Source organism: Roseibium sp. SCP14 (assembly GCF_040329475.1).
GTDB lineage: Bacteria > Pseudomonadota > Alphaproteobacteria > Rhizobiales > Stappiaceae > Roseibium.
The window spans coordinates 64,386-90,475 of record NZ_JBDZYH010000012.1 but is presented as its reverse complement, the minus strand read 5'-3'; the positions used below and the strand labels follow the sequence as shown (position 1 = coordinate 90,475).

At 55.4% G+C, this 26,090-nt stretch carries 11 protein-coding genes; 6 read left to right on the top strand and 5 right to left on the bottom strand.

Annotated features, from left to right (window positions below; all coding sequences use genetic code 11):
• Positions 1 to 2 precede the first annotated feature (2 nt).
• On the top strand, positions 3 to 1,751 hold the full coding sequence (locus ABLQ08_RS29860; RefSeq protein WP_352950157.1) for an ABC transporter ATP-binding protein: 1,749 nt from the start codon (positions 3 to 5) through the stop codon (positions 1,749 to 1,751).
• A 110-nt stretch (positions 1,752 to 1,861) separates the two neighbouring features.
• Here the strand turns inward: ABLQ08_RS29860 and ABLQ08_RS29855 are convergent, their stop codons facing one another.
• Positions 1,862 to 3,943 carry a S9 family peptidase gene (locus ABLQ08_RS29855; RefSeq protein WP_352950155.1) on the bottom strand — a complete coding sequence of 694 codons (2,082 nt, stop codon included), beginning with the start codon at positions 3,941 to 3,943 and terminating at the stop codon, positions 1,862 to 1,864.
• A gap of 282 nt (positions 3,944 to 4,225) precedes the next feature.
• Positions 4,226 to 5,077 (bottom strand): alpha/beta fold hydrolase, encoded by an 852-nt coding sequence (locus ABLQ08_RS29850; protein ID WP_352950154.1) that lies wholly within the window; start codon positions 5,075 to 5,077, stop codon positions 4,226 to 4,228.
• Between the two features lie 420 nt (positions 5,078 to 5,497).
• On the opposite strand from ABLQ08_RS29850, the gene ABLQ08_RS29845 reads away from it, so the two are divergent.
• The 5 genes from ABLQ08_RS29845 (at position 5,498) to ABLQ08_RS29825 (ending at position 22,813) form a co-directional block, all read left to right on the top strand.
• A complete protein-coding gene (locus ABLQ08_RS29845) occupies positions 5,498 to 9,694 on the top strand; it encodes a beta strand repeat-containing protein (protein WP_352950152.1) in 4,197 nt (1,398 codons plus the stop codon).
• 374 nt (positions 9,695 to 10,068) lie between these two features.
• Positions 10,069 to 10,743: a cysteine hydrolase gene (locus ABLQ08_RS29840; RefSeq protein WP_352950151.1), complete on the top strand. Its 675-nt coding sequence runs from the start codon at positions 10,069 to 10,071 to the stop codon at positions 10,741 to 10,743.
• Between the two features lie 1,010 nt (positions 10,744 to 11,753).
• Entirely contained in the window at positions 11,754 to 19,607 is a 7,854-nt protein-coding gene (locus ABLQ08_RS29835; protein WP_352950149.1) for a VCBS domain-containing protein, read from the top strand.
• Positions 19,608 to 19,697: 90 nt separating this feature from the next.
• The gene (locus ABLQ08_RS29830) at positions 19,698 to 21,515 is read left to right on the top strand and encodes a type I secretion system permease/ATPase (protein ID WP_352950148.1); all 1,818 of its coding nucleotides are present in this window, start codon (positions 19,698 to 19,700) and stop codon (positions 21,513 to 21,515) included.
• Complete coding sequence (locus ABLQ08_RS29825; protein ID WP_352950146.1) at positions 21,512 to 22,813, top strand: HlyD family type I secretion periplasmic adaptor subunit; 1,302 nt, start codon at positions 21,512 to 21,514, stop codon at positions 22,811 to 22,813. The genes ABLQ08_RS29830 and ABLQ08_RS29825 overlap by 4 nt, the downstream gene beginning before the upstream one ends.
• A 63-nt stretch (positions 22,814 to 22,876) precedes the next feature.
• Here ABLQ08_RS29825 and ABLQ08_RS29820 read toward each other — a convergent pair whose 3' ends face one another.
• From ABLQ08_RS29820 to ABLQ08_RS29810, 3 genes are all read right to left on the bottom strand, one after another.
• Entirely contained in the window at positions 22,877 to 23,425 is a 549-nt protein-coding gene (locus ABLQ08_RS29820) for a peptidoglycan-binding domain-containing protein (protein ID WP_352950144.1), read from the bottom strand.
• Positions 23,426 to 23,623: 198 nt separating this feature from the next.
• Positions 23,624 to 24,748 carry a helix-turn-helix transcriptional regulator gene (locus tag ABLQ08_RS29815; RefSeq protein WP_352950142.1) on the bottom strand — a complete coding sequence of 375 codons (1,125 nt, stop codon included), beginning with the start codon at positions 24,746 to 24,748 and terminating at the stop codon, positions 23,624 to 23,626.
• A gap of 430 nt (positions 24,749 to 25,178) precedes the next feature.
• A complete protein-coding gene (locus tag ABLQ08_RS29810) occupies positions 25,179 to 26,090 on the bottom strand; it encodes a hydroxymethylglutaryl-CoA lyase (protein ID WP_352950140.1) in 912 nt (303 codons plus the stop codon).

The following is a 26,090-nucleotide window of genomic DNA, read 5'->3' as shown; positions in this document are numbered from 1 at the left end:
GAATGGCAAAGTCTCTTTTAGAAATTCGCGGTCTCAATGTTAGTTTTCCGCTAAGCCATACGACTGTACACGCGGTCCGCAACGTGGACATGACAATCGGCGAAGGTGAAGTAGCGGCGATAGTTGGCGAGTCCGGAAGTGGCAAGACAATGATCGGTCGTTCCATCCTCGACCTACTGCCACAACCAGGCATTATCTCGTCTGGTTCGATCCATTTTCAAGGAAATGACCTCACCACGGCAGGTGAAAAGGCAATGCGGGCTATCCGCGGCGCTAAGATTGGCATGATATTCCAGGAACCACTCGTTTCGCTGAACCCGTCCTTACGGATCGGCGTGCAGATGTTCGAGGCTATGAAACTTCATAGTTCAAGATCCATGGAAGAAATCAGGCAATCCGCCATGGACATGCTGGAGCGGGTGAAGATTCCAGATCCCGCCAGGTGCCTGGAACGGTTCCCACACGAGTTTTCAGGAGGAATGCGCCAGCGCATCATGATCGCCTCTGTCATGATGTTACGACCCAGGCTTCTGATTGCAGATGAACCGACAACCGCTTTGGATGCGGTGGTTCAAAAGGAAGTGCTGGACATCATGAAGGAGATTGCCAACTCGTATGGCACCGCGGTTCTGCTGGTCAGTCACAACCTGGGCGCGGTCGCACACTACGCTGACACCATCACCGTGATGAGCAAGGGTAAAGTGGTGGAACACGGAAAGGCTGACCAGATAATTCGATCTCCGAACCATGTATACACTCAAAAGCTGCTGAAATCGCTCCCTAGTGGCTGTCCAGATCAGGAACAGGATGATCGTGAACGCACTCCCCTGCTCCAGGTACGGAATCTCGCCGTAGATTTCCAGATCCCGTCACGATGGCCTTTCGGAAAACCCAGCATCAAAAGGGCAGTTGATACCGTCTCACTGGATATTTCAGAAGGCGAAATGATCGGTGTCGTTGGCGAGTCGGGTAGCGGCAAGACGACGCTTGGCCGAGCCATTGTGCGCCTTCTGGATACGAAATCCGGTGAAATTCATTTCCGAGGCACAAATGTCCTGGCTGCCAAGGGAAAAGCTCTGCGCAAGTTGCGAACAGACATGCAGGTGATCTTTCAGGATCCGTTCTCCTCGCTTAACCCCCGCATGAAAATTGGTGCGCTTGTTGGAGAAGGATTGCGTCACGTTCCCGGATTGTCAAAATCCGATAGAGACAAGCGAGTACATTCAATGCTGAAAGCCGTTGCGCTCGATGCAGATTATGCCGAGCGCTTGCCTCATGAGCTTTCTGGCGGACAGAGACAGCGTATCGCTATCGCACGCGCCTTGATTTCAAAGCCAAAGCTGGTGATTGCGGACGAACCGGTTTCCGCTCTGGATGTAACTGTACAAGCCCAAATTCTGGAACTGCTGCGAACCCTGCGTGATCAGATGGGGTTTGCCTGCTTGTTCATTTCGCACGACCTGGGTGTCGTAGAGAGTATCTGCGACAGGGTCTTGGTGATGTATCACGGCCATGTCCTTGAAAACGCTGACACTGTTTCCCTGTTTGAACGACCCCAACACCCCTATACCTGCCAATTGTTAAATGCTGTTCCGATGCTGGTTAAGACAAACTCCGGATACGAGGTTCAGCACACCAAACGCCAGGCTACGGCTGACATGTCCGGTACATTTTTTACTGGAGATGTGGGCAACAAGAACCCGGCCTACCTTCAGGTAGGCAAAACTCATTGGGTCGCCGTGCAGCATTAGGTCCGGCAACCGCATGATTTGAAGACCCTGAAAACATCCTGTGCGACAACCCGCAGCCCCCGTTAAGGGGTCTGCTTCTTTCAGCAATTCTCTTACCCTTATTTGGAGCGTCACTCTTGATTGGCCGCATTGTCTCGGTGACGGTTCGTCCAGTCGAGACAGGAGCGCAGCAGCTGAAGGTAAAGTTTAGGGGGATAGCTGTCGTGATCGGCACCAGGATAGCCGACCAGCTGTGCGTCGGCACCGACGCGCTTCAGAGCCCGGTAGAACTCTTCCAGTTGGGTATGGGGCACATTGTCGTCCAGTAACCCGCCCTGGATGAGGATCGGCGTCTTGACGTTTTTCACATGAAAGATCGGCGAGCGATCGAGAAACATCTGCAGGTTGTCGATAAAGCTGCCACCGAGATACCAACTGGTCTGGAAATATCCGTTGGTCCCCTCAAGACTGATGTAATCGGTCTCGCCCGCAATTGGACAGGCAGCCTTGAACCGATCCGTCTGAGTGACGATCCAACCGGTCAGCGTGCCGCCATTGCTTTGCCCAAGGACGAAAAGCTGTTCAGGATCGGCGAGACCGAGATCGATGATATGGTCGACGCCGGTGAGGATGTCCTCATAGTCAGGCCCGCCAAAGTTTCCAATCAGATCTTCTCGAAATTTGCGGCCATAACCCAGGGTACCGCGATAGTTCACACGCAACACAATATAGTCTTGAGCGGTGTAGGCCGCCGTCGCGAAGAATTTCATGAGTGGCAGATATTCATTGAAATCAACACCGTTCGGTCCGCCATGAATCTGCACGACCAACGGATAGCGCTGTCCTTCCTGAAATTCCTGCGGGTAGCTCAACACCCCCTCGACCTCGGTCCCGTCCAGCGAAGTCCATTGCACAAGTTCGGTTTTTCCCAACGGCACATCCAGGTACTGGTCGTTGATGGTGCTGATTTTTCGAGCAGCGAAGTTGTCCAATTCACTGATGTAAATCGCCGGCGGTGTCGAGGAGGTTTGGCCGATAAAGGCGATTTTGCGATTGTCCGGACTGACATGGACGTAAGAAGAAGTCAGGTAGGCGTTCAGGCCAGGCGCATTCACGTCTTCGGGAGCACCAAAGACCTTTGTAAAATCACCGCCGTCTATCGGCATCTGGTAGAAGGAATAGCTCACACGGTCGTTCTCGAGATAATAGACACTTTGAGAATCCGGGGCCCATTGCCAGACAAATGGAAGCCGGTTCCTGGATAGCCCAGGTTCGACCAGATCACCGCCATCTGTGGGCCAGAGTTTGATGTCCCACAGGAAAGACCACATGAAGTCACCAGGCGCGTTGATGAAGGCGATCCATTTGCCGTCAGGCGAATACCGCGGGAAAAATTTCCAGCGGTTGTTGGCCATCGCAATGGGAGTGACCATGCGGGTCGCAATGTCGGTGACAGAGAGCTGTGCCTTGGTCCAATAGTCGAGCCCTGGCCGTTCCTGGTGTGCGAAAACCAGTTTCGAACTGTCCGGTGCCCAGTCATAAGACCAGCTACCGCCCCAGGTGCTGACGGAAAAATCGGAGTCCGGCGTCAGGTTCACGATTGCACCACTTTGGGCGCCATCAACAAGTTTAACCTGCCATAGGTGGTACTTAACATATTCGTCGGAATTGTTGACCGGAGGGACGACATAGGCCGGGTCAGCCATCACGAATGCAATGGACGATCCGTCGGGAGACCATTTGAAACTTTCAACATCCGTCTTTTCAGCAGTAATGGGCCTGCCAATACCGCCCTCGGAGGGGATCACCCAGATATTGCTCGCACCACTGGCGGTGGAAAGATAGGCAATGCGCGCGCCGTCGGGAGACCATTGCGCACCAGAGACTTCCGGCGAGGCGGCAAGGATTGATCGTACACTCTCACCCTTGAGATCAGAGACAACGTATTCAGTCAGATAGCTGTCGCGAGCCAGATCAACGCTGTTGATACCATAAAGCAGCTGAGTGCCGTCGGGTGAAAACGCGAGGTCTGACAGGCGCTTAACCTCAAGGCTTCTTTCCGGCGTCCATCGTTGCTTCTCTTGGGCATTGGCAAGTTGAGGAGAGCACATCACGAGACAGATGGCTGAAAAAACCGAAAGGACCAATTTCTGAAAACACAGCATCGCGCGCGCTCCACTTGTGTTGAAAGAGGCATGGTCGTGCCACGCCATGATTTCCTCTTGAGAAGGTTAACATGGGTGGTCCGCACGTAGCACGTGTGAAGAAGGCCTATCTTGAGCTTACGTGCGCATGCACCTGATTTCCCAAGAATGCGGCTCCGGTGTGCGAGAGTTATCGATGTTCACCGGCAACCGCTCACCACCAAATTCTTGCAGACAGTTTGGCGTCGCAACACAATCCACCCACTACGCATCTCTCGCCACGCAATTGCGTCTTCACCGAGCCTCAAAGCACAATTGGAAGAGTCAGAAACCCCTGAGTTGTGATCACGTTCAAATTGCCAAAAATCTCAAAACATAATCGTTGAAGCGTTCCGGGTTCTCGACAAACATGAAATGACTTCCTCCGTCGTTTTCGGAGAGGATCTCAAGTTTGGCCCCTGGAATTTGCGAGGTTATCCATTGCTGTGATTGCAACGGATGAGGACTACCTTCCGCAGCAACCACAAGAACCGGATTCCGGATCTGCTTCACAACATTGCGCCAGTCCTGAAGGCAGTTGTCCTCAAGCAGGGTTGCGGCGTACCGGCGCGGTAGTTTGAGATTTTCGGCGGCGATGGAAATCAACTTGTCGTCAGGAAAAGCTGAAGTGAACATTGGCCGCATGATGTCAGCGTGAGCGGTCGCGGTATCCGCTTGCCGGACACTGTCGGTAAAGTTCGACAGGCTTTCAAGGGAATCAATAATCGCACCGGCGTCCAGGCAAGTCTGAACACTCCAGTTCGGTCTGGCGAGGAGCGCAGCTGGTTCATCAACGAAAATCAGTTTTCGTGGGGACCGTTCATCGCCGAACATTGCCAGATAGGACCAGAGAACCGATGTGCCGAGGGAATGGCACAAAATATCAAACTCGGCGAGTTCTAGGCCTGTGACAAAATCAAACAGGTCCTTCGCAAAACGGCATATGCGATAGCCGTTTTCTGTTTTTTCCGATTCACCATGCCCTCGCCAATCCAAGGCAATAACCCTGCGAACCTTGCTGAGAGCCTCGAACTGACCGGCAAATACCCGGGCGGATTGCGACCAGCCATGCACCATTACAAGCGGAAGGCCGGTTCCACCCTCGAGATAGCTGAGCTCGGTGCCATCCTTTATTCGCAGTGATTTTCTTTTCATCGATGTCATGGATGTGTCTCGCAAGAATCTACTGAATAGGACGCGACAGATGTGCAACCGTTGATCAAGGGTTGCTCAATCGTCAACAGGGCAGACATTCACCCAGTCCCACAAAGCTCAATTAACGTGCAAACGAGTTCAGACTTTTACATGTCGGAATGCGCTGGCACATCGCAGTTTATAAGACCTGCCCAAGCTTCAAATCAGACGGCCTCAGGTCTGCATAAACCGCCCCTGAACCATATAAACTTATGGATTATCTGGGTAAACCTAAGTCATAAACTATTGGTTATAAACGCTTATCCTAATTCCACTCCCTTTCAAGCCCGTTTCTGAGTGTGCAAAGAAGCACCTGATGAGTGGTGACGATTGGGAAGCATCCCGCATCACGGATACCTAACGAAACTGGGCCGAGTGGGGCAGATACACATGCAGATCGAGCAAGGAGCACGCGCTTTTGCGCGCGGCGGGCGTTTGACCAAATGGAAGGGTCAGGTAGCAAGCGTCGCGCCTTCGCTGTTTTTGTGCTCGGTCTCTGTTCTGGCGACTTCGGCAGGCTCCTCGTTCGGTGAAGTTGTCAACGGCCCGCAAACCACACCTCTTGTCAGTACTGTGGTCGAAGACCACACCATCACGGCCGCAGGGTCAATCGACATAAATCGCCTACTTGGGCCGGCGCTGGTCCAAATAAATGTGCCGGACTATTCCAGCACGCTGACCAACGCCGGACGGCTTTCCGCTCCCGAAGCGAATTTGAGGACCCGTGCTGCGATTGACATCAACGGCGATTTATCCGGCACCGTACTGAACTCCGGCACCATTTCGATGGGGGCGTCGCTTGGCGACAGCGCTGTGATGTACGGCATTGATGTTTCAGGCATTGTGAGCGGGGCCGTTCAGAACACCGGTGTCATTGAAATAGCCAATTCCGCCCTGACTCTCGCTACATCCGTGGGGATACTTGCCAACCAGGTGGACGGTACATTGTCCAACACCGGCACGATCAGCCTGCTGGGGAGTAACAGCAGCAGAGCTGAAGCAAACGGATTAGCCGTAGCGACAGTGAATGGGACCCTACGCAACAGCGGCGGCATTGTCATTGACGTTTCCAGCTCTGGCGGTCAGGCCCTTTCAGATGGCATTTCTGTTACCACAATCAACGGAACCGTTGAGAATTCCGGTCCCGTCACTGTTTCAGTTGCCGGTGCGATTGGTGCCAGTGCAGACGGCATTGGCATCGGCGATCTGTCGGGCGATCTGAACAATACCGGAACCATAAACGTTGCTGCCAATGGAGGAACCCGAGCGGCAGGTGATGCCATTGAGATTTCTAACGTATCAGGCCATCTGCAAAACAGCGGTTCCCTGACGGTCTCCATGACGGCTGCCAGCACCGGCTCGGCTTATTTTGACGTCATCGAAATTTTAAATCTCACCGGAACGCTCACCAACTCAGGTTCCATTGATGGGCAAGCGTTGGGCGGCAGTGTCTTTGTCGACGGTGTTGATATTTCAGATCTGCAGACCAACGGCCAATTCGACAACTCGGGCATCGTGAACTTGTGGGCTTTTGCCACGTCATCGACTGTAAATGCGGATGGTTTGGATTTCGGTATTTTTGACGGGACCGTTTCTAACACCGGGCAAGTGAACGTCATCGCCGGTGGCATCACCTCTGCGACGGCAAGAGGAGTCCGAGGCGGGAACATATCCGGTGTCTTCGACAACAACGCACGGCTCTTTGCGGATGCAAGGGCCAGTAATGGTTCGGCTACGGCATATGGCATCCAGGTCGGAGAGGTCCGCAATCAGCTTACCAATGACGGACCGCTGGTGGTCGCCGGCACGGGGACGCAAAACGGGGCTGCAATAGGAATTTCAGCCGATCTTGTTCAAGGAACGCTGACCAACAACGGTGAAATAACGGCGACCGGCCAAGGGAGCAGTTCTCGTGCGCTAGGGGTCGAGACCAGAAGTGTCGACGGCACCCTGATCAACACCAACGCGCTTATGCTCAGTGCGATCGCATCGTCATTTTCGGCACTGGCCACGGGCATCGAGACCGGAAGACTGAATGGGCAGCTCCAGAACTCAGGAAGCATTGCCGTTCACGCCGATGCTGTCAATCATGCCTCGGCTTATGGCATTGATGTGGGTGAAGTGAATGGCTCACTGACCAACTCTGGCTCGATTTCCGTTCATGCAATCAATGGTACGAGCGTGGAAGCCATTGGCATAAGATCTTCCACTGTCACAGGCACATTCGCCAACAGCGGGAACATCTCCGTTGCGGCCAAAGGGTCTTATGTATCAGCGGAAGGCATCAGGACGAGTAGTGTTGCTGACGGTGCTGCACTGAATAACACAGGCACGATTTCTGTCATTGCCGACTCACAGGGATCCCAGGCAATCGCCAATGGGGTATCGACCGGCCTGGTCGCAGGTACACTGAACAATAGCGGCAACCTGACCGTTCAAGCCAAATCCGACGTCTCCACCGCAAGCGTATACGGTTTGAATTTGTCCAATGTCGACGGGCAGCTCATTAACAGCGGTTCGATAATGGCGACTGCGCAAGGCGAGACGGCGGAAGCCACCGGAATTCGCAGCGGAAGTATCAACGGAACCTTCAGAAACACCGGTTCAATTGCTGTTATGGCTCAAGGAGGCTCGGGCTTTGCGCGCGGAATCGAATTCGACGCGGTCGACGGCACCTTTGTCAACACGGGCACCATCACAGTCGCAGCTTCCGGAGGGACGACTGCCGGTGCGTTTGGCATCATCTCCAACAACTTCTTTCCACTGAACGGTGACTTCTCAAACTCGGGCAACATAACGGTCGCAGCCACCGCCGCAAACGGATCGAGTGTCTCCGCGTTGGGGATGAGTGCGAGGGTAGTTGGTGCAACCGGTCGATACACAAACTCCGGAAACATCTCCGTCGCCGTAAAGGGCGACAGGATGAATTACGCATATGCAAACGGGATCCAAGTTTCCAGGATTGACGGGCAGACGTCCAATAGCGGTGACATCACGGTAACGGTCGAAAACTCACAAGGGTCGTCAGCTTTTGCTTCCGGTTTCTTTGCCGGCAGTGTTTTGAGCGCAGCCCGGATGTCCAATTCGGGCTCTGTTCAGGTGACGGTCAACAGCAAGAACGTGGCAACCGCTGCTGCAATTGGCCTTGGATTTGGCAACATTGACGGGAACGTTAGCAACTCCGGTGCAATTATCGCGTCTGCACAGGGTGACACATTGGTGCGTGCTCACGGTTTGACCAGTGCTGCGTTAAGTGCGAATGGCGTTTTGAACCACAGCGGTTTGATCGCGGCGTCTGCCTATGGCAGTGCAGACGCAGAAGCTTACGGTTTGTATCTGCAGTCAGCGCAGGGTCTGGTCAACATTACCGGAGACATAAGTGCGCAATCCTCCGGCAAAAGCTATGCCGTCTATCTTGGAGATGGTGGCGGTACGCTAAACGTGGAAACGACTGCCAATATCGATGGTCTTCTGCGGGTGAGCGATCACGATGTAAATCTGGCCAATGTCGGTGGCCGGGTCATCTATCGCTTCCAGGACGACGATACGTCCAATGGTGTGTTCAGCACGTCAACGTCCTCACCGTCTCTGGGCTGGTACGTGGAAAACGAAGGTGGCTCTGCACCGGTCTACGCCTCCTTCAATGGCCAAGAGCTTCAACCCAACACAAACCAATCCTTCGAGATTGCAAACCTTTCTTACGATTTGGTGCGCCAGCTGGATGACATCGGAGGAAACGATATCAATGTCGACGAAGCCCTGCTGAGTACGCATGGAGATGCCACCGTTGACGAGCTCAGACCATACTTCCTCATCAGTGGCAGCCGAAGCGAAGGAACCACCGGAAGCACTTCCAAAGCACTGTCATCAACGATGTGGAGTGCCAGCGCAGGCTTGATCCACGACCTTGGAACCGGGCTGCGATACGGATTTGGGGCGAGTTATCTTGAAAATAACGGCACATTTGACTCCACATCGTTCGACACTTCCGGGGCGTATCTAAGTGCCATTGCCGCGCAGGATTTTGGTATTGCCGATCTGAGCCTGGGTCTGGGTTATGGACTGTTGAACCACAGCGAATCTCGCACCAGCGGAACCGTCAATTCAAATGCTGATTACTCCAGCAACATGATCACGGCGCTGGTAGCTGCGCAACGGGACTTTGCTCTTCCAAATGGAGCGACCTTTACGCCCCGGGCCAGCTTTCTGTACGGCGAACAATACCTGGACAGCTATACGGAAACCGGGAGCAGTGCCAATGCAACCGTCGGCGAAAGGGATATCTCGTTCAGTGAAACCCGCATCGGCGCAGCCTACTCAACGGCAGTCGCGGGTGGCAGTTTTTCCGCATCACTTGCGGCGGTCCATAGAGACGCCCACGTTCCTTCATTTGTCGACGTTGCCATCTTTGGAAACACGCTCGCTCTGGCGTCCGGCGGCGGTGAAACAGACACGTTTGGTGAAGCCGGTCTCAGCTTTGAGAAAGAGTTTGACCATGGAGGCAATCTTCTTCTCGAAGCCAGGTCGAACTTGGGTGCCGATGTGTCCACACAGGCATTGTGGGCATCCTACCAATGGCGTTTCTGATCAGTAACAAGATGCCCGATGTTCAAATCGGCACCAAATTGCGTCACACGAAAGACCGATCCTGGGATCGGACAAGAGCGCCTTGGATGATGTTCTCCGACATCGACAGAGCCCTTGGTCTAATTGATCGTGGTATGCTGCACACGAATTACTTTGAGACAATTGCGGCAGACATGCGTGAAAACTCTAGCGTCTTGGCGCAAGATTTCTCGCTGAAAAGGCTGCAAACGCACTAGCGCATTTCAGCGTTGGTTGGAGGAAGCAGGATCGAGCAAGAGTGGTCATGGTCCTGCAAATTTCGACCAGCTTGAAAATTGCATTATGGTCAACGAGCTACAAGATAGACGTTCCAGCGACGAATTGGATTCAGTACCATGCATCCGACCGACATTCCTGCCAAATACACCGAGCGGATCATTGCGCGGCGCGGCCGATTGCATATGTTTGAAGAGATCGATCTGACCCGCACGGCGCTATTGGTCATCGATATGCAGAATGTGTTCCTGACACTTGGCCATTCGCCGATGGAAATCCCGGGGTTGCTGGAGATCGTACCCAACATCAACCGGCTGACGCATTTGTGTCGCAACAACGGCGCCATGGTCGTGTGGACACAACACAAGGCGAGCAAGGAATGGCGTTCGTGGGCCCGAAACGTCGCCTCGCAAGAAACGCTCGAACAAATCATCGAACAGACGGCAGAAGGCTCCTATGGCTTTCAGCTGCATGAGTCCCTCGATGTCGAAGCGACGGATACGCGCATCACCAAGCAGCGCCACAGCGCGTTTGCCGGGTCGTCACTGCACGAAAGGCTGCAGGCAGCCGGCCGAGACACTCTGATCGTGACAGGCACACTCACCAATGTCTGCTGCGAGACCACCACTCGCGATGCAATGCAGCTCAACTACAACAGCATCTTCGTGTCCGACGCGAACGGAACGCGCACCGACGAGGAACACATGGCATCGCTCATAAATCTGGCGCTGTACTTCGCTGACGTAATGACGACCGACGAGATCGAGCAGCTTGTTGCAAAAAGCTTGAAGTGAATTTTGCGACCACACGAACGAACCGCCAATGCAGCGATCCTTCGAGACGGTAATGAACTCACCAATGAGATTCTTGCTTCCCGGCTTATCAAGCCGGCTTCGCAATATGTTTGTCGAACTGACCAAGTGTCAGCCTCTTATGGCGCGCTTCTATATGCAACGTTGCTTTGCGAGACTTAGTCGGCAAAATACCGTTCAATGTTGAATTGCGAAGCCGAGATTGCAGCCCAAGTTTTTCAAGTCGCTTCTTTTCCACCTGAGGCATTTACAGGCTGCGGGTTTCATTCACACTCTCAATCGAATTGCTTACTAAGATATATGCTTACTTAGAAAAATATAAGTAAATCGATTATTCCGAGAAGAAATACGGTATTCTTGATTTTTCCTCTAGCTAATTGATTACAAACTACTTTCCCGGCAAGGATTGCTTAGAATCTACTTGCTATCCCTTAAATGGGGGATGTGGCGTCCAATTTTTCATCAGATCATGCCTTGTGGGCCAATTTCGGAGGCTGGCATGGCTTTTTTATTCAGGGCATTCAAAGTCGTTTCTCACGGAAGCATATGCCGGCTGAGATAGGGCTCTTGGAACGATCATTGAGTTTTGGTCCGGAAACAAAGTCGTTCTGCGGAATGTCAAGGGATTGAGTGACAATCTAAGCCGCAAATCATACGGCAACAAAGTTCAATTCATGAACTAATATTCAAATATCGCAGGCGATGAACAAAGGTTTCTCACCTGAAACAGAGAACCAATAAGACATTTAGTTTCGTTAAAACCAAAAAAGATTGAATTTCCAGATATCAAATCTAGCGATCAATCTTATACAACCAGAATAGACACATCTCATGCTCAATTTTGCATGAATGCTATCTGTATTCAATTTTATTTATTTAGTTTTACATACAATAAGCGGGAGCAGTTAGCACTCTTTTCTTTAACTGCCCCGGATGGCGATTTCTCTGCGCTTGCCCACTGGCCGCGTAGTGCTAACCGATGGGAGTATGACATGTCCTTGGTAATCAAAGGTAGCGGTGACGACAATATCGAGACCGGCGACAAGAATGATCTGATCATCTCGGGCGGGGGTGATGATACGATCGACGCAGGCGACGGAAACAACATCGTCGTTTCCGGCAAGGGCGACGATACGGTGACCTCGGGCGACGGCGACGACCTGATTGTTTCGGGCAAGGGCGACGACACGATTGACGCGGGCGATGGAGACAATGTCATCCTTGCCGGCAAAGGCGACGATAACGTGACCACCGGTGATGGCGATGATTTTGTCAACGCAGGCACCGGTGATGACACGATTGACGCAGGTGATGGTGACAACACCGTCATTGCAGGAAAGGGTGACGACACGGTTACAACCGGATCGGGCGACGATCTGGTGATTGCCGGGAGTGGGGACGACGAAGTTTCACTCGGCGGCGGCAATGACACGGCCTATCTTGGTGCCGGCAATGACACCGTCAATTTCACCTGGTCCGAAAACACCAACTCCTCGAGCTCCTATTACGGTCAGAGCGGTTGTGACACGTTCCGGATCATTCTCACCGAAGAGCAGGCACAGGATCCCGCTATCCTGGCCGATCTCGCGGCGTTCGAAGCGCATGTTGCCTCAGGCAGCAACAGCCCCTTCTGCTTCTCGTCGATTGATCTCGTGATAAGCGATTTCGAGAAAATCGAGATAATTGCGCCTGTCAGTGCAGCTGACGATGAAGCAGAAGCCGAAGAAGACGGTTCCGCGATCACGATTGATGTCCTGTCCAATGACGAGGACCTTCTTGCACCGGACAACAGCGCGCTGACCGTGACCGGCTTCGACGATTCCGGCATTCCGGCCGGCGCAAGCCTGACGCTCAATCCCGACAACACTTTTTCCTTCGACCCGGGCACCGCATTCCAGGAACTGGCCGAGGGCGAGCAGATCGAGATCACATTTGCCTACACGGTTGCTGATGATCAGGGGTTTGAGGACGTGGCGACCGTCACGATCACCATCACCGGCACCAACGATGCACCGACGATCACCTCAGGAACCCAGCCCGGACTGATCACGGAGATTGCCGACGGCGCGCCGGGCGAGACTGTCGACAGCCACGACGCCAACGGCGCGGTGACCTTTGCCGATGTCGATTTGGCCGACATGCATTCGGCCGGATTTGTTCCGCAGGCGGGCGGCTATCTCGGCACGTTCAGCCTTGATCCGGTGGATCAAGGGGCGGACTCTGTCGGCTGGAACTTCTCCATCGATGATGCCGATATCGATTACCTCGCTGCAGGCGAGACGCTGGTGCAATCCTATGACGTCACCGTCGACGACGGCAACGGCGGTACTGCCATGCAGACCGTAACCGTCACGATTATGGGCACCAACGATGCACCGACGATCACCTCAGGAACCCAGTCCGGACTGATCACGGAGATTGCGGACGGCGCGCCGGGCGAAAATACCGACAGCCACGACGCAAACGGCGCGGTGACCTTTGCCGATGCCGATCTCGCCGATACCCATTCGGCTTCCTTCCTGCCTCAGGCGGGCGGCTATCTCGGCACGTTCAGCCTCGATCCGGTGGATCAAGGGGCGGACTCTGTTGACTGGACTTTCTCTATCGATGATGCCGATATCGACTATCTGGCCGTCGGAGAGACGCTGATTCAGTCCTATGACGTCACCGTTGACGACGGCAATGGCGGCACCGCCATGCAGACGGTCGAGATCACCCTCACCGGTACAAACGATTCTCCGACAATCACTTCCGGGGGCCAGTCCGGATTGATCACGGAGATTGCGGACGGTGCCGCTGGGGAAAATACCGACAGTCACAGCGCCAACGGCACGGTGACCTTTGCCGATGTCGACCTCGCCGACACGCATTCGGCCGGATTTGTTCCGCAGGCGGGCGGCTATCTCGGCACCTTCAGCCTCGATCCGGTGGATCAAGGGGCGGATTCTGTCTACTGGAACTTCTCCATCGATGATGCCGACATCGACTATCTGGCCGCTGGCGAGACGCTGGTGCAGTTCTATGACGTCACCGTCGATGACGGCAATGGCGGTACCGCCATGCAGACGGTCGAGATCACCCTCACCGGTACCAACGACGCGCCGACGATAACCTCAGGTACCCAGTCAGGATTGATCACGGAGATTGCGGACGGTGCCGCGGGGGAAAATACCGACAGTCACAGCGCCAACGGCACGGTGACCTTTGCCGATGTCGATTTGGCCGACACGCATTCGGCCGGATTTGTTCCGCAGGCGGGCGGCTATCTCGGCACCTTCAGCCTCGACCCGGTCGACCAGGGGGCGGATTCTGTCGACTGGAACTTCTCCATCGATGATGCCGATATCGATTACCTCGCCGCAGGCGAGACACTGGTCCAGTCCTATGACGTCACCGTCGACGACGGCAATGGCGGTACTGCCATGCAGACGGTCGAGATCACTATCACCGGCACAAATGATGCACCGACGATCACCTCAGGTACCCAGTCCGCTCTGATCACGGAGATTGCGGATGGTGCTACCGGCGAAAATACCGACAGCCACGGCGCCAACGGCACGGTGACCTTTGCGGATGTCGACCTCGCCGACACGCATTCGGCCGGATTTGTTCCGCAGGCGGGCGGCTATCTCGGTACCTTCAGCCTCGATCCAGTGGATCAAGGGGCGGACTCCGTCGGCTGGAGTTTCTCTGTCGACGACGCCGATATCGACTATCTGGCCGCTGGCGAGACGCTGGTGCAGTCCTATGATGTCGCCATTGACGACGGCAATGGCGGTACTGCCATTCAGACCGTGGAGGTCACTATCACCGGCACCAATGATGCACCGACGATCACCTCCGGTACCCAGTCCGGTCTGATCACGGAGATTGCCGACGGTGCCACCGGTGAGAATACCGACAGCCACAGCGCCAATGGCGCGGTGACCTTTGCCGATGTCGATCTCAACGACACGCATTCGGCGGGCTTTGTTCCGCAGGCAGGTGGCTATCTCGGCACGTTCAACCTCGACCCGGTCAACCAAGGGGCGGACTCTGTCAGCTGGAGCTTCTCCATCGACGATGCCGATATCGATTACCTGGCTGCCGGTGAGACGCTGATCCAGTCCTATGATGTCACCGTTGACGACGGCAATGGCGGCACGGCCATGCAGACGGTCGAGATCACCATCACCGGCACAAACGATACTCCGACAATCACTTCCGGGGCCCAGTCTGGTCTGGTCACGGAGATTGCCGACGGCGCGCCGGGTGAGACTGTCGACAGCCATAGTGCCAACGGCGCGGTGACCTTTGCCGATGTCGACCTCGCCGACACGCATTCGGCGGGCTTTGTTCCCCAGGCAGGCGGCTATCTCGGTACGTTCAGCCTCGATCCGGTGGATCAAGGGGCGGACTCCGTCGGCTGGAATTTCTCCATCGACGATGCCGATATCGACTATCTGGCGGCCGGTGAGACGCTGGTCCAGTCCTATGACGTCACAGTCGATGACGGCAATGGCGGAACCGCCGTGCAGACAGTTGAGATCACGATTACAGGAACTGACGATGATCCGATCGTAACCGACAGCATTGCAGCAACGAACAGTGGACAGGCGATCTCCGGCATGTTGACGGCTTCGGATGTCGATGTTGCCGACACGCTGACGTTCTCACTTGACACCGGCCCATCCAACGGCACCGTCACCATTTTGCCCGATGGCAGCTACACATACACACCAGATGCGGGTTTCAGCGGTCAGGACAGCTTCACGTTCCTCGTGGATGACGGATCCGGGACACCTGTGCAGGGAACGGTAATCGTCGACATTGCCTCAGTCGGCGCCGGCCAGGTGCGCTATGTCGATGACCTTTTTGACGACGACGAACAGGTCAGTTCGTTCGGCACTTCGAAGGACAATCCGGAAGTCGCGGCGCTTACAGGCGGTGGTCACATCGTCGTCTGGTCTTCCTCAAACCAAGCGCCGGATGGTGACAGCTGGGGCGTGTTCGCGCAGCGGTATGATGCCAATGGCGACAAGATTGGCGGCGAGTTTCTGGTCAACACAACCACTTCGAATGCTCAATACGATCCGAGTGTTGCCGGCATTAGTGGCGGAGCTCTTGATGGCGGCTTTGTCGTCGTTTGGCAGTCTCCACAAGACGGTAGCAGTTATGGCATCTATGCGCAGCGGTATGATGCCGGGGGCAACACCGTCGGCGGCGAGATCCTCGTCAATACAACCACTTCAAATAACCAGATCTACCCGGCCGTCACCGCGCTTACCGGTGACAAGTTTGCTGTGACCTGGACTGATCAAGGTGGTGCCGACGGTAGCGGAAGCGGCGTGTTCCTGAAAATCTTCAACGCTGATGGAACTGCCGCAAGTGGAGAAATCCAGATCAATCAGACAACGCTGAATAGCCAAGAAACAGAAGGCTGGAACGCCGAGACGATCACCACGCTGGATGATGGTGGTTTCGTGGTCAGCTGGGCCTCTTATGACGGCAGCTCCAGCGAGCGTTGGGACGCTTATATGCGCATCTTCAACGCAGATGGCACAGCCCGCACCGGCGAAATGCAGGTCAACACCGCCGCAACAAACACCAATTACGATCAGCGCCATGTTTCCGTTGGCGCGCTTCAGGGTACAAATGCCGGTTTTGTTGTCACCTGGACGGACTTCAATGGTACCGACGGCAGTGGTTACGGTGTATTCGCCCGGATCTATGACAAGGACGGCAATGCCGTTGGAAGTGATTTCCAGGTCAATACCTATGTCAACAGCACACAATATCTCTCCAAGGTCGAGGGACTGTCGGATGGCAGCTTCGTCGTCGTTTGGCAAAGCCATGGTGTATATGGACCTAACGCTACGATCTCCGGTCAGCGGTTCGATGCCGGCGGCAACAAGATCGGTGGTGAGTTCATTGTTCCGGAAAGTTCTTTCTCAAACGAAACCGAGCCTTCGATTGCTCTGCGCGATGACGGGGCGCTCGTTGTGGTATGGGAGGCTGACAACCATCGAATCGAGCAGAAGATCATCACCGACTTTGCAACCGACGTCCGGGATATCGACACGATCTTTGACGACGGACAGGTGAGTTCGTTCGGCACGTCGAAAGACAATCCGGAGGTCGCGGCGCTTACAGACGGTGGTCACATCGTCGTCTGGTCGTCTTTAAACCAAGCGCCGGATAGTGACAACTATGGTGTGTTCGCACAACGGTATGATGCCAATGGCGACAAGATTGGCGGCGAGTTTCTGGTCAACACAACCACTTCGAATGCTCAATACGATCCGAGTGTTGCCGGCATTAGTGGCGGAGCTCTTGATGGCGGCTTTGTCGTCGTTTGGCAATCCTATCTGCAAGATGGCAGCGGTTATGGCGTCTATGCGCAGCGGTATGATGCCGGAGGCAGCGCGGTTGGTGGCGAAATCCTCGTCAACACAACTACCTCAAGCAATCAAATCTACCCGACGGTTACCGCGCTTGCCGATGGCAAGTTTGCAGTAACCTGGACGGATCAGGGTGGTGCCGACAGCAGCGGAAGCGGCGTGTTTCTGAAAATCTTCAACGTTGATGGGACCGCTGCAAGCGGTGAAATCCAGGTCAATCAGACAACACTGAATAGCCAAGAAACAGAAGGCTGGAACGCCGAGACGATCACCACGCTTGACGATGGTGGCTTCGTTGTCAGCTGGGCCTCTTATGACGGCAGCTCCAGCGAGCGTTGGGACGCTTATATACGTGTCTTCAACGCCGATGGCACCGCCCGCACTGGCGAGTTTCAGGTCAACACCGCCGCAACAAACACCGATAACGATCAGCGTTACGTTTCTGTTGGTGCGCTTCAAGGCACAAATGCCGGTTTTGTTGTCACCTGGTCGGACCGCATCAATACCGACGGTAGTGGTTACGGTGTATTCGCCCGGGTCTATGACAAGGACGGCAATGCCGTTGGAAACGACTTCCAGGTCAATACATATTTTTACAGCACGCAATATCTCTCCAAGGTCGAGGGATTGTCGGATGGCAGCTTCATCGTCGTTTGGCAAAGCCATGGTGTAAATGGACCCAACGCCACGATCTCCGGTCAGCGGTTCGATGCCAGCGGCAACAAGATCGGTGGTGAGTTCGTAGTTCCGGAGAACTCGTTCTCAAACGAATATGAGCCTTCCATCGCTCTTCGCGATGACGGGGCGCTCGTTGTCGTATGGAAGGCTGACAACCATCGCATCGAGCAGAAGATCATCACCGACTTTGCAACCGACGTCCGGGATATCGACACGATCGTTGACGACGGACAGGTGAGTTCGTTCGGCACGACGAAAGACAACCCGGAGGTCGCAGCTCTCACAGGCGGCGGTCACATCGTTGTCTGGTCCTCTTACAATCAGGCGCCAGATAATGACAACTATGGTGTGTTCGCACAACGGTATGACGCCAATGGCGACAAGGATGGCGGTGAGTTTCTGGTCAATTCGACCACCTCGAACACTCAATTCGATCCGAGTGTTACAGGCATAAGTGGTGGAATTCTCGACGGCGGTTTTGTGGTTGTCTGGCAATCCTATCTGCAAGATGGCAGCGGTTATGGCGTCTATGCGCAGCGGTATGATGCCGGAGGCAGCGCGGTTGGTGGCGAGATCCTCGTCAACACAACTACTTCAAGTCACCAAATCTACCCGACCGTCACCGCGCTTGCCGATGGCAAGTTTGCTGTGACCTGGACGGATCAGGGTGGTGCCGACGGTAGCGGAAGCGGCGTGTTCCTGAAAATCTTCAACGCTGATGGGACCGCTGCAGGTAGCGAAACTCAGGTCAATCAGACAACGCTCAATAACCAGGAAACAGAAGGCTGGAACGCCGAAACAATCACGACGCTGGATGATGGTGGTTTCGTGGTCAGCTGGGCCTCTTATGACGGTAACGTCGCCAGCGAACGCTGGGATGCCTATATGCGCATTTTCAATGCCGACGGCACCGCCCGAACCGGCGAGATGCAGGTCAACACCGCCGCAACAAACACCGATAACGATCAGCGTTACGTTTCTGTTGGTGCGCTTCAAGGCACAAATGCCGGTTTTGTTGTCACCTGGTCGGACCCCAACGCCACCGACGGTAGCGGCTGGGGCGTATTCGCACGGGTCTATGACAAGGATGGCGATGCTGTTGGCAACGACTTCCAGGTCAATACTTATTCTCACAACGCCCAACAATACTCCAAGGTCGAGGCACTATCGGATGGCAGCTTCGTCATCGTCTGGCAAAGCTATGGTCTGGATGGGTCGAACTACACAATCTCCGGCCAGCGGTTCGATGCCAGCGGCAACAAGATCGGTGGTGAGTTCGTAGTTCCGGAGAACTCGTTCTCAAACGAATATGAGCCTTCCATCGCTTTACGCGACGACGGCGCACTCGTCGTCGCATGGGTCGCTGACAACAACCGCATCGAACAGAAGATCATTACCGACTTCGGAACTGGATCGGTTGCGGCCAAGACGATCACCGGCACCGACGGCAATGACAGTCTCATCGGCAGCAATCTGGACGACACCATCGACGGCGCTGCGGGTAACGACACCATCGAAGGCCTGCAGGGCAACGATTTTCTGACCGGTGGTTCCGGGGCTGATCGCTACGTCTTCAACGCAGGAGACGGCGACGACACGATCACCGACTTCGAAGTCGGTGTCGATGGTCTGGTGTTGATGGGCGGTGTGACCATCACCGGGACCAGTGAGGAGAACCGCAGCGGCGACGCGGACCTCGACACGGTCGTGCAGCTGTCCTCCGGCGATGAAATCGTGCTGGAGGATGTCAACGGCATCACCGATCCGAACGATCTTCAGGTCGTGTGAAATCACCAGGCTGGCCCTGCGCATTTCCCGTCAATGCGCAGGCCGGCGGGGATGGAGAAAACGATGTCAGTTTCTAGTTAGAACAGGTGAGTGCACATCGTGAAGGCCACGGACCAGCCATTTCAGACAGCTTTTGCCCGTTACAGGCCCGCCCTGCTGATGACGGTGTTCTTCAGCTTTTTCACGAATGTGCTGCTGTTCGTCGGTCCGCTCTACATGCTGCAGATATACGACCGCGTTTTGCAGAGTCGGAACGAGACCACGCTGCTGATGCTTACCCTGATCGCCGGCGGTCTGCTGGCGCTCTACGGCACGATGGAATTCATCCGCTCGCGCGTGCTGGCACGGGCGGGGATGCGCTTCGACACCGATCTTGCGCAACCTCTGTTCCGCCGTGTGGTGGACAGGGCTCCTCATGTGCCGCAAGCGCAAAGCCGCATGGCACTGGTGGATGTCGACCGCCTGCGCGAGTTTCTTGCCGGGCAAGGCCTGCTGACCTTCTGCGACGCGCCCTGGGTGCCGGTGTTTCTCGCCATCTGTTTTCTGTTTCACCCCCTGCTTGGAATGGTCGCCACCTCCGGTGCGGTGCTCCTGTTTTTCCTCGCTCTGATGAACGAGCTTCTGACGCGCAAGGCGCTCCGTTCCGCCTCGCAGGCGGCGCGCGAGACGAATGATTATGCCAGCGGGACACTGGTCAATGCCGAAGTCGTCCAGGCGCTCGGCATGGAACGAGCGATCTGCGAACGCTGGCTGGAGCGCCGCAGCCACCTGCTCGACCGGCACACGGCAGCGAGCGACAGGGGCAGCGCCATCCTGTCGCTGTCAAAGTTCCTGCGCACCGCCCTTCAGGTCGGCATTCTGGGTACAGGTGCCTGGCTCGTGCTTCACGACGCGATCACCCCGGGCGTCATGATCACAGCCTCGATCATGATGGGCCGGGCACTTGCGCCGGTCGAACAATCGGTCGCCCACTGGAAGGCCTTTGTTGCTGCGCGAGATGCCTATGGTCGGCTGAAGGCGCTGTTTGAAGACATGCCCGAGATCCCCGAACGCATGCCTCTGTCGCGTCCGTCGGGACGGATATCTGTCGAAGGTCTCGTCGGGCGGGTTCCGGGCAGCGAGACGACGGTGCTCGCAGGTCTCAACTTCGCACTCGATGCGGGAGAAGTCTGCGCGGTCGTCGGGCCGAGTGGCGCAGGCAAGTCGAGCCTTGTGCGCCATCTGATCGGCGTCTGGCGCCCGCGCGCCGGTTACGTGCGTTTCGACGGTTCTGAATTCCGACACTGGGACCGGGAGCGGCTCGGCAAGCTGCTTGGCTATGTGCCTCAGGACGTCGAGTTATTCGAGGGTACGGTTGCCGAGAACATTGCCCGCTTCGGCGAACAGCACGCCGAGATGATCCAGGATGCGGCCAGGCAGGCAGGCGTGCACGGACTCATCCAGTCATTTCCGGAGGGTTACGACACTCAGATCGGCGAAGCCGGGCGCCATCTGTCTGCCGGGCAGCGACAGCGCGTTGCATTGGCGCGCGCGCTTTATGGCAATCCGGTGCTGATCGTGCTCGACGAGCCGAACTCCAACCTCGACAGTGCCGGTGACGAAGCCCTGGCAACCGCGATCCGGCGGGCCAAGAAAAGCAAGCAGACGGTTGTTTTCGTCACCCACAAACCGAACCTGTTGGCGCTGGCCGACAAGGCGTTGGTGCTGAATGAGGGGCGGCAGCAAGGATTTGGTCCGGCATCCGAACTGATGGCGCCTTCGATCGCACCCGACCCGGCAAAGCCCGCTGTAAACGGCGGTGCAAGCACCCTTCGCAAGACAGCCGCTTCAGGACCTGATGCAAAAGCGTCGTCGCCGGCTCATGTTGGAAACGGCACCCCAGGAACGTTTCGATCGGAAACGTCATGAAAACTCAGTGTTCCCGCAGATACTCCCCGAAACCTTTCGTCATTGCCGGCATGGCGACCATCCTGGCTACCTTTGGCGCCATTGGCGGATGGGCGTTGACTGCACCTCTTGCGAGCGCGATCGTCGCTCCGGCCTCTGTGGCGGTCGAAAGTCATCGCAAGGCGATCCAGCATCTGGAGGGCGGCATCATCGAGCGCATTCGTGTGAAGGAAGCACAACGCGTCAGGAAAGGTGATGTTCTCGTGACGCTGAAGACCGTCGAGGCGATTGCCAATCTGGAAATTCTCCGCAAGCAGCTTCTGATCGCCAAGGCGGCGGAGGCCAGACTGATAGCAGAGCAACTCGACGAAACCGAAATCGTATTCCCGCCAGCCGTTGCGAACGAAAGCGACACTGATCTCGTCAGATCGGTTCAGGGGCAGATCGATCTTTTTTCCGACCGCCGTGCCGTCTTCGCAAGTCAGACGCGGATTCTCGAACGCCGCCTGGACCAGATCGACAAGCAGATCGAAGGTCAGCAGGAGCGCGCATCTTCACTTAAGCTGCAACGGATTTTCATGAGCGAAGAGATCAAGAGGCTGCGCGAAGGCAGGGAACTCGGCGCAGTGGCCATCAACCGCCTTGCGGCCATGGAACGCGAAGGCGCGCGGCTGGCCGGCGAGATCGGCGCGACCGTATCGGAAATTGCGCGTGTCGGGCAGATGCGCGCGGAAACGGAACTTGAAATCATCCAGGTTGCCAACCGGTTCCGCGAACGTGCGGTCTCCGAGTTGAAGGGGGTGCGAGACGACATCACCGAGATCGAGGAACGCGTCGCAGTCGCTGCCGATGTCCTCACCCGCACCGAAATCCGTGCACCCATTGACGGCACTGTTCAGAATCTGGCCGTTCACACTGTTGGCGGGATCGTTCGTTCCGGTGATCCGATCATGGAGCTGGTGCCGCTGCACGATAATCTCATCATCAACGCCCGTGTCCGCCCGATCGATATCGATAGTCTGATGCCCGGTATGGCGGCCCAGGTTCGCTTTCCGGCTTTTCCGCACCGTGAGATGCCGGTCGTCTCCGGCAAGGTGGCGTTTCTGTCGCCTGATACCATCGAGCCGGAAGCTGAAGAAGAACCCTACTATCTTGTCCGTGTCATCGTCGCCGAAGGAGCAATATCGGAAAGCAAACGCAAACGTTTGTCGCCTGGAATGCCCGCCGAAGTCATCATTCCAACCACCGAGCGCACCGTCGCGGAATATCTGATCGATCCGCTCACCCAGGCGCTCCGCACCAGCATGCGCGAGGAATAGTGCGTCTGTGCGAAGCGCAGGCCGTCGGCATCAATATGCGACCCGCAACTGTCTGAGATCGGCTTATGAACCCGCGACCTGGTATGTGACTGACTTGCCTTTGCCCTTCTTGCGCGTGATGACGAGGCCCTTGGGTGTGAGCCTGTAGACCTGGCAATCGGTGTTACTGGCGGGGGATGTAAGCGTCCGGCACCAGTAGCCGTCCTTGACTTCCCAGGTTCCCTTCACGGTTTTCTTTCCGAAAACCCCTTCGAGCGTGCCGTCGGCATTGATCACTACCCAGTTACCGTCAAGTGTGAGCTTTCGTCCGGCGATTTCGCTCAGAAGCTTTTCTTTCGTATCTATGCGAGCGGCCGCATTTGTTTCCTTCAGAGCCGTGCACCACTTTGCCGAGCTGGCGTCATCAAGCGTCGGCAAAGGCATACCGTAGTCGGTTCCCATCTGCTGAGAAGCACTTACGGTTCTCTTGCCCAGAGCCCCATCGACTGGTCCCGGATTGTAACCGGCCGACTTCAGCTCGGACTGAACACAGGCGACATCCGCGTGAGCCGCCCCGGCACATAACAATGTGAAAATGGAAAAGGCCGCAATACTGAAAACTCGCTGTTTCATAATGTCCCTCAATATTTCTACAGACTGTGGAAGGGAAATGCAGTCCGGCGCAGAAGCGCTCTTCAACTGAATTGCATTGTGTTTTTGCGTGAACATCTAAGAACAAATGCGCTTTGCCCGCATCCCACGATCAAGGGATACCGCTTTCAGGAGCAACGACTGGAATGCTCTGGAATCAATTGAACCGTCGAGCGCCTTTCAGTTGATGTCCGGCGCATCAACCGGAACAATCTCGTTTACGGCGACGGCAATACGAACCATTGATCTAAGGCCGGTTCTTGCCGAGATGTACTTGACGTGATGACGGACTGTTTCGGCAGATATGCCCAGCATCTTTGCAATCTCAAGCGTCGACAGGCCGCCTGCAATCAGATAGGCGATTTCACCCTGACGTTCTGACACTTTGAGGGTATTGGCGATCAAGCCGTGAAAACTCTTGTCGGAAGTCGTCTCCTTGAAGGAAATGATCCGGTCCGCCAAGATCAATCCGTAATCGTCCCGGTACAACTTCGAGGACTTCGCGAAGAGCCTGACGTGTTTCGATCTGGCGATACAGGCCGGTGCGCGCTGAAGCTCCCACACAAACCGCATGTTCGGCTTTGTCCGTTCAAGGAACGCTTTCCATCTTCGACTGATGTCCGTGCTGTCGAACACAAGACGATCTGCAATAATTTGTGCATTCCACCGCTTCAGCAGTTCGGGGCAGCCTTCTGTTTTTAGCACCGAGTTGTCGCGGCTCAGACAGACCATGAATTCGTCGGGAGCATGAAACGCACTGAAATGACTTGAAATGCTAAGGACCGTGTTTTGAGCCGTGATCGCCGCCGCGCGCTCGATCAGTGCCTTCAACTGCATTACCCCTCGAATTTGCTCGGTGGTAAACTCCCCTTTGCGACCATCCCTCTGGATTGAAAGCGCCCAGCGTCTCCCGCAAATCGACAAAAGGAGTATCAGCGCGTTTCCGACGTCGAATGGAGCCAGCAGTTCCTGATAGTAGGGCGCCTTGCGAACGACCGACGGATCAATAAACTCTCCGTCCTGGGCATACCCGCGCGTCAGAAGCAGCGGGATTGATGCCTGCCTGAGATCACGCTTGAACCACCCGTCCTTCAGATAGACGCGTGTAAGCTCCTCCATTCTTGGCGACGTAATGATATTCGTATCTCTGATATTTGGATCAAGAGGAAGGAGCACCGCCCCGGTTCCTGAAACGACATCCGAAATGATGTCACAAGCGCCCGGCCAGAAGTCGACATCACCAAATTCATTTTCCAAATAACGAGTTGAATCCGAGACATGTTGAGCAATACTGATATTTTTCATCCCTACCTCGATCAAAATGACGTAAGGTTGCACTCAAATAGTGACATATTTATTCAATTTTTGCGAGCAGTTCAGCTTGCATTTACTTCTCGCACTTGTTGAATCTATCAATTCGAGCGCGATACATCCTCTTGTTCTCGTTTAGAGCGTGAAGACTGGGGCAGAGCAGGCTGGCATCGGAAAGGCGTGCAACACACCTCTTTGGCTGATCAGTTGATCCGCCCCGGCCGAGTGATCCGTTTTCTTGTTGGTGCCGGAGCGGAATTCTGCTCATGGAAATTACGGTTTCCTGAGCCGGCGGTCCGCAACCCAATGCGGGATGCGGCATTCGGTTTCGATAATACTTACACGGGATGTTGCATATTTGGACGCGCAATCTCGCCCAATGTTTTCCTTCCTGGTATTGATTTCCAGTCACTCGTGATGCCGGTCAGGCCGCTCGCAAACTCTTTCGGGGAACACGCCGAATGTGGCTCTCGGACACTGCCTCAGGGAGATCAGCGATCCGATCAGCTACGTTCAGTAGCGCCATCAGATTGATGCCGGTCGCGGCCCCACCGGAGTTGAACGCATAGACAAGATCTTCTGTCGCTGTGTTTCCGGTCGCGCCGGGAGCGAAAGGACATCCACCAAGTCCTGCGGCGGCAGTGTCGAAAACATCCACACCGGCGCCCCATGCCGCAAGCGCGTTTGCGATGCCCTGCCCGAACGTATCGTGTCCATGAAACGCCCAGGCGTTCTGTTGAACCATCGGCTCGGCCATCACCGCGGAAAATCGGCTTCGAACGACGAAAGGAGGCGCACGCCCGGTAGTGTCGCAAAGCGCGATCTCCGCGGTCGGTACGATCTCACCAACACGGCGAACGGCAGAAAGAATAGCGTTTTCGTGGACTGTGTGTTCAAACGGGCAGTCGAAAGCCGTGGCGAGATCTACCCGGAGACGTATTTCGTGTGGCAGAATACGCGCAATTCGAGAGAGACCGTCCAGTGATTCCGCCACACTTTGCTGAACGTTGCTGCGATTGTGAGCCTCTGATACGGAGAAAACGTACACGACTTCTTCCATCCCGGTTTCAAGCGCCAGCTCCGCGCCACGCACGTTCGGTACAAGAACGGACAGCCGCGCGGGAAGATCGCGAACCTCTGCAACAATCTTTTTCATATCAGCCATCTGAGGGACAGCTTTTGGGCTGACAAAGCTGCCGATTTCGATCCGCGGGCATCCGGCGTCCGAAAGTTCACGAATAATGGCGATTTTGTCTGCCGTCGGCAGCGGTTTGGATATGGATTGAAATCCATCGCGAGGAGCAACCTCGCAAATCACAGGGCGGCGCGGTGTCAT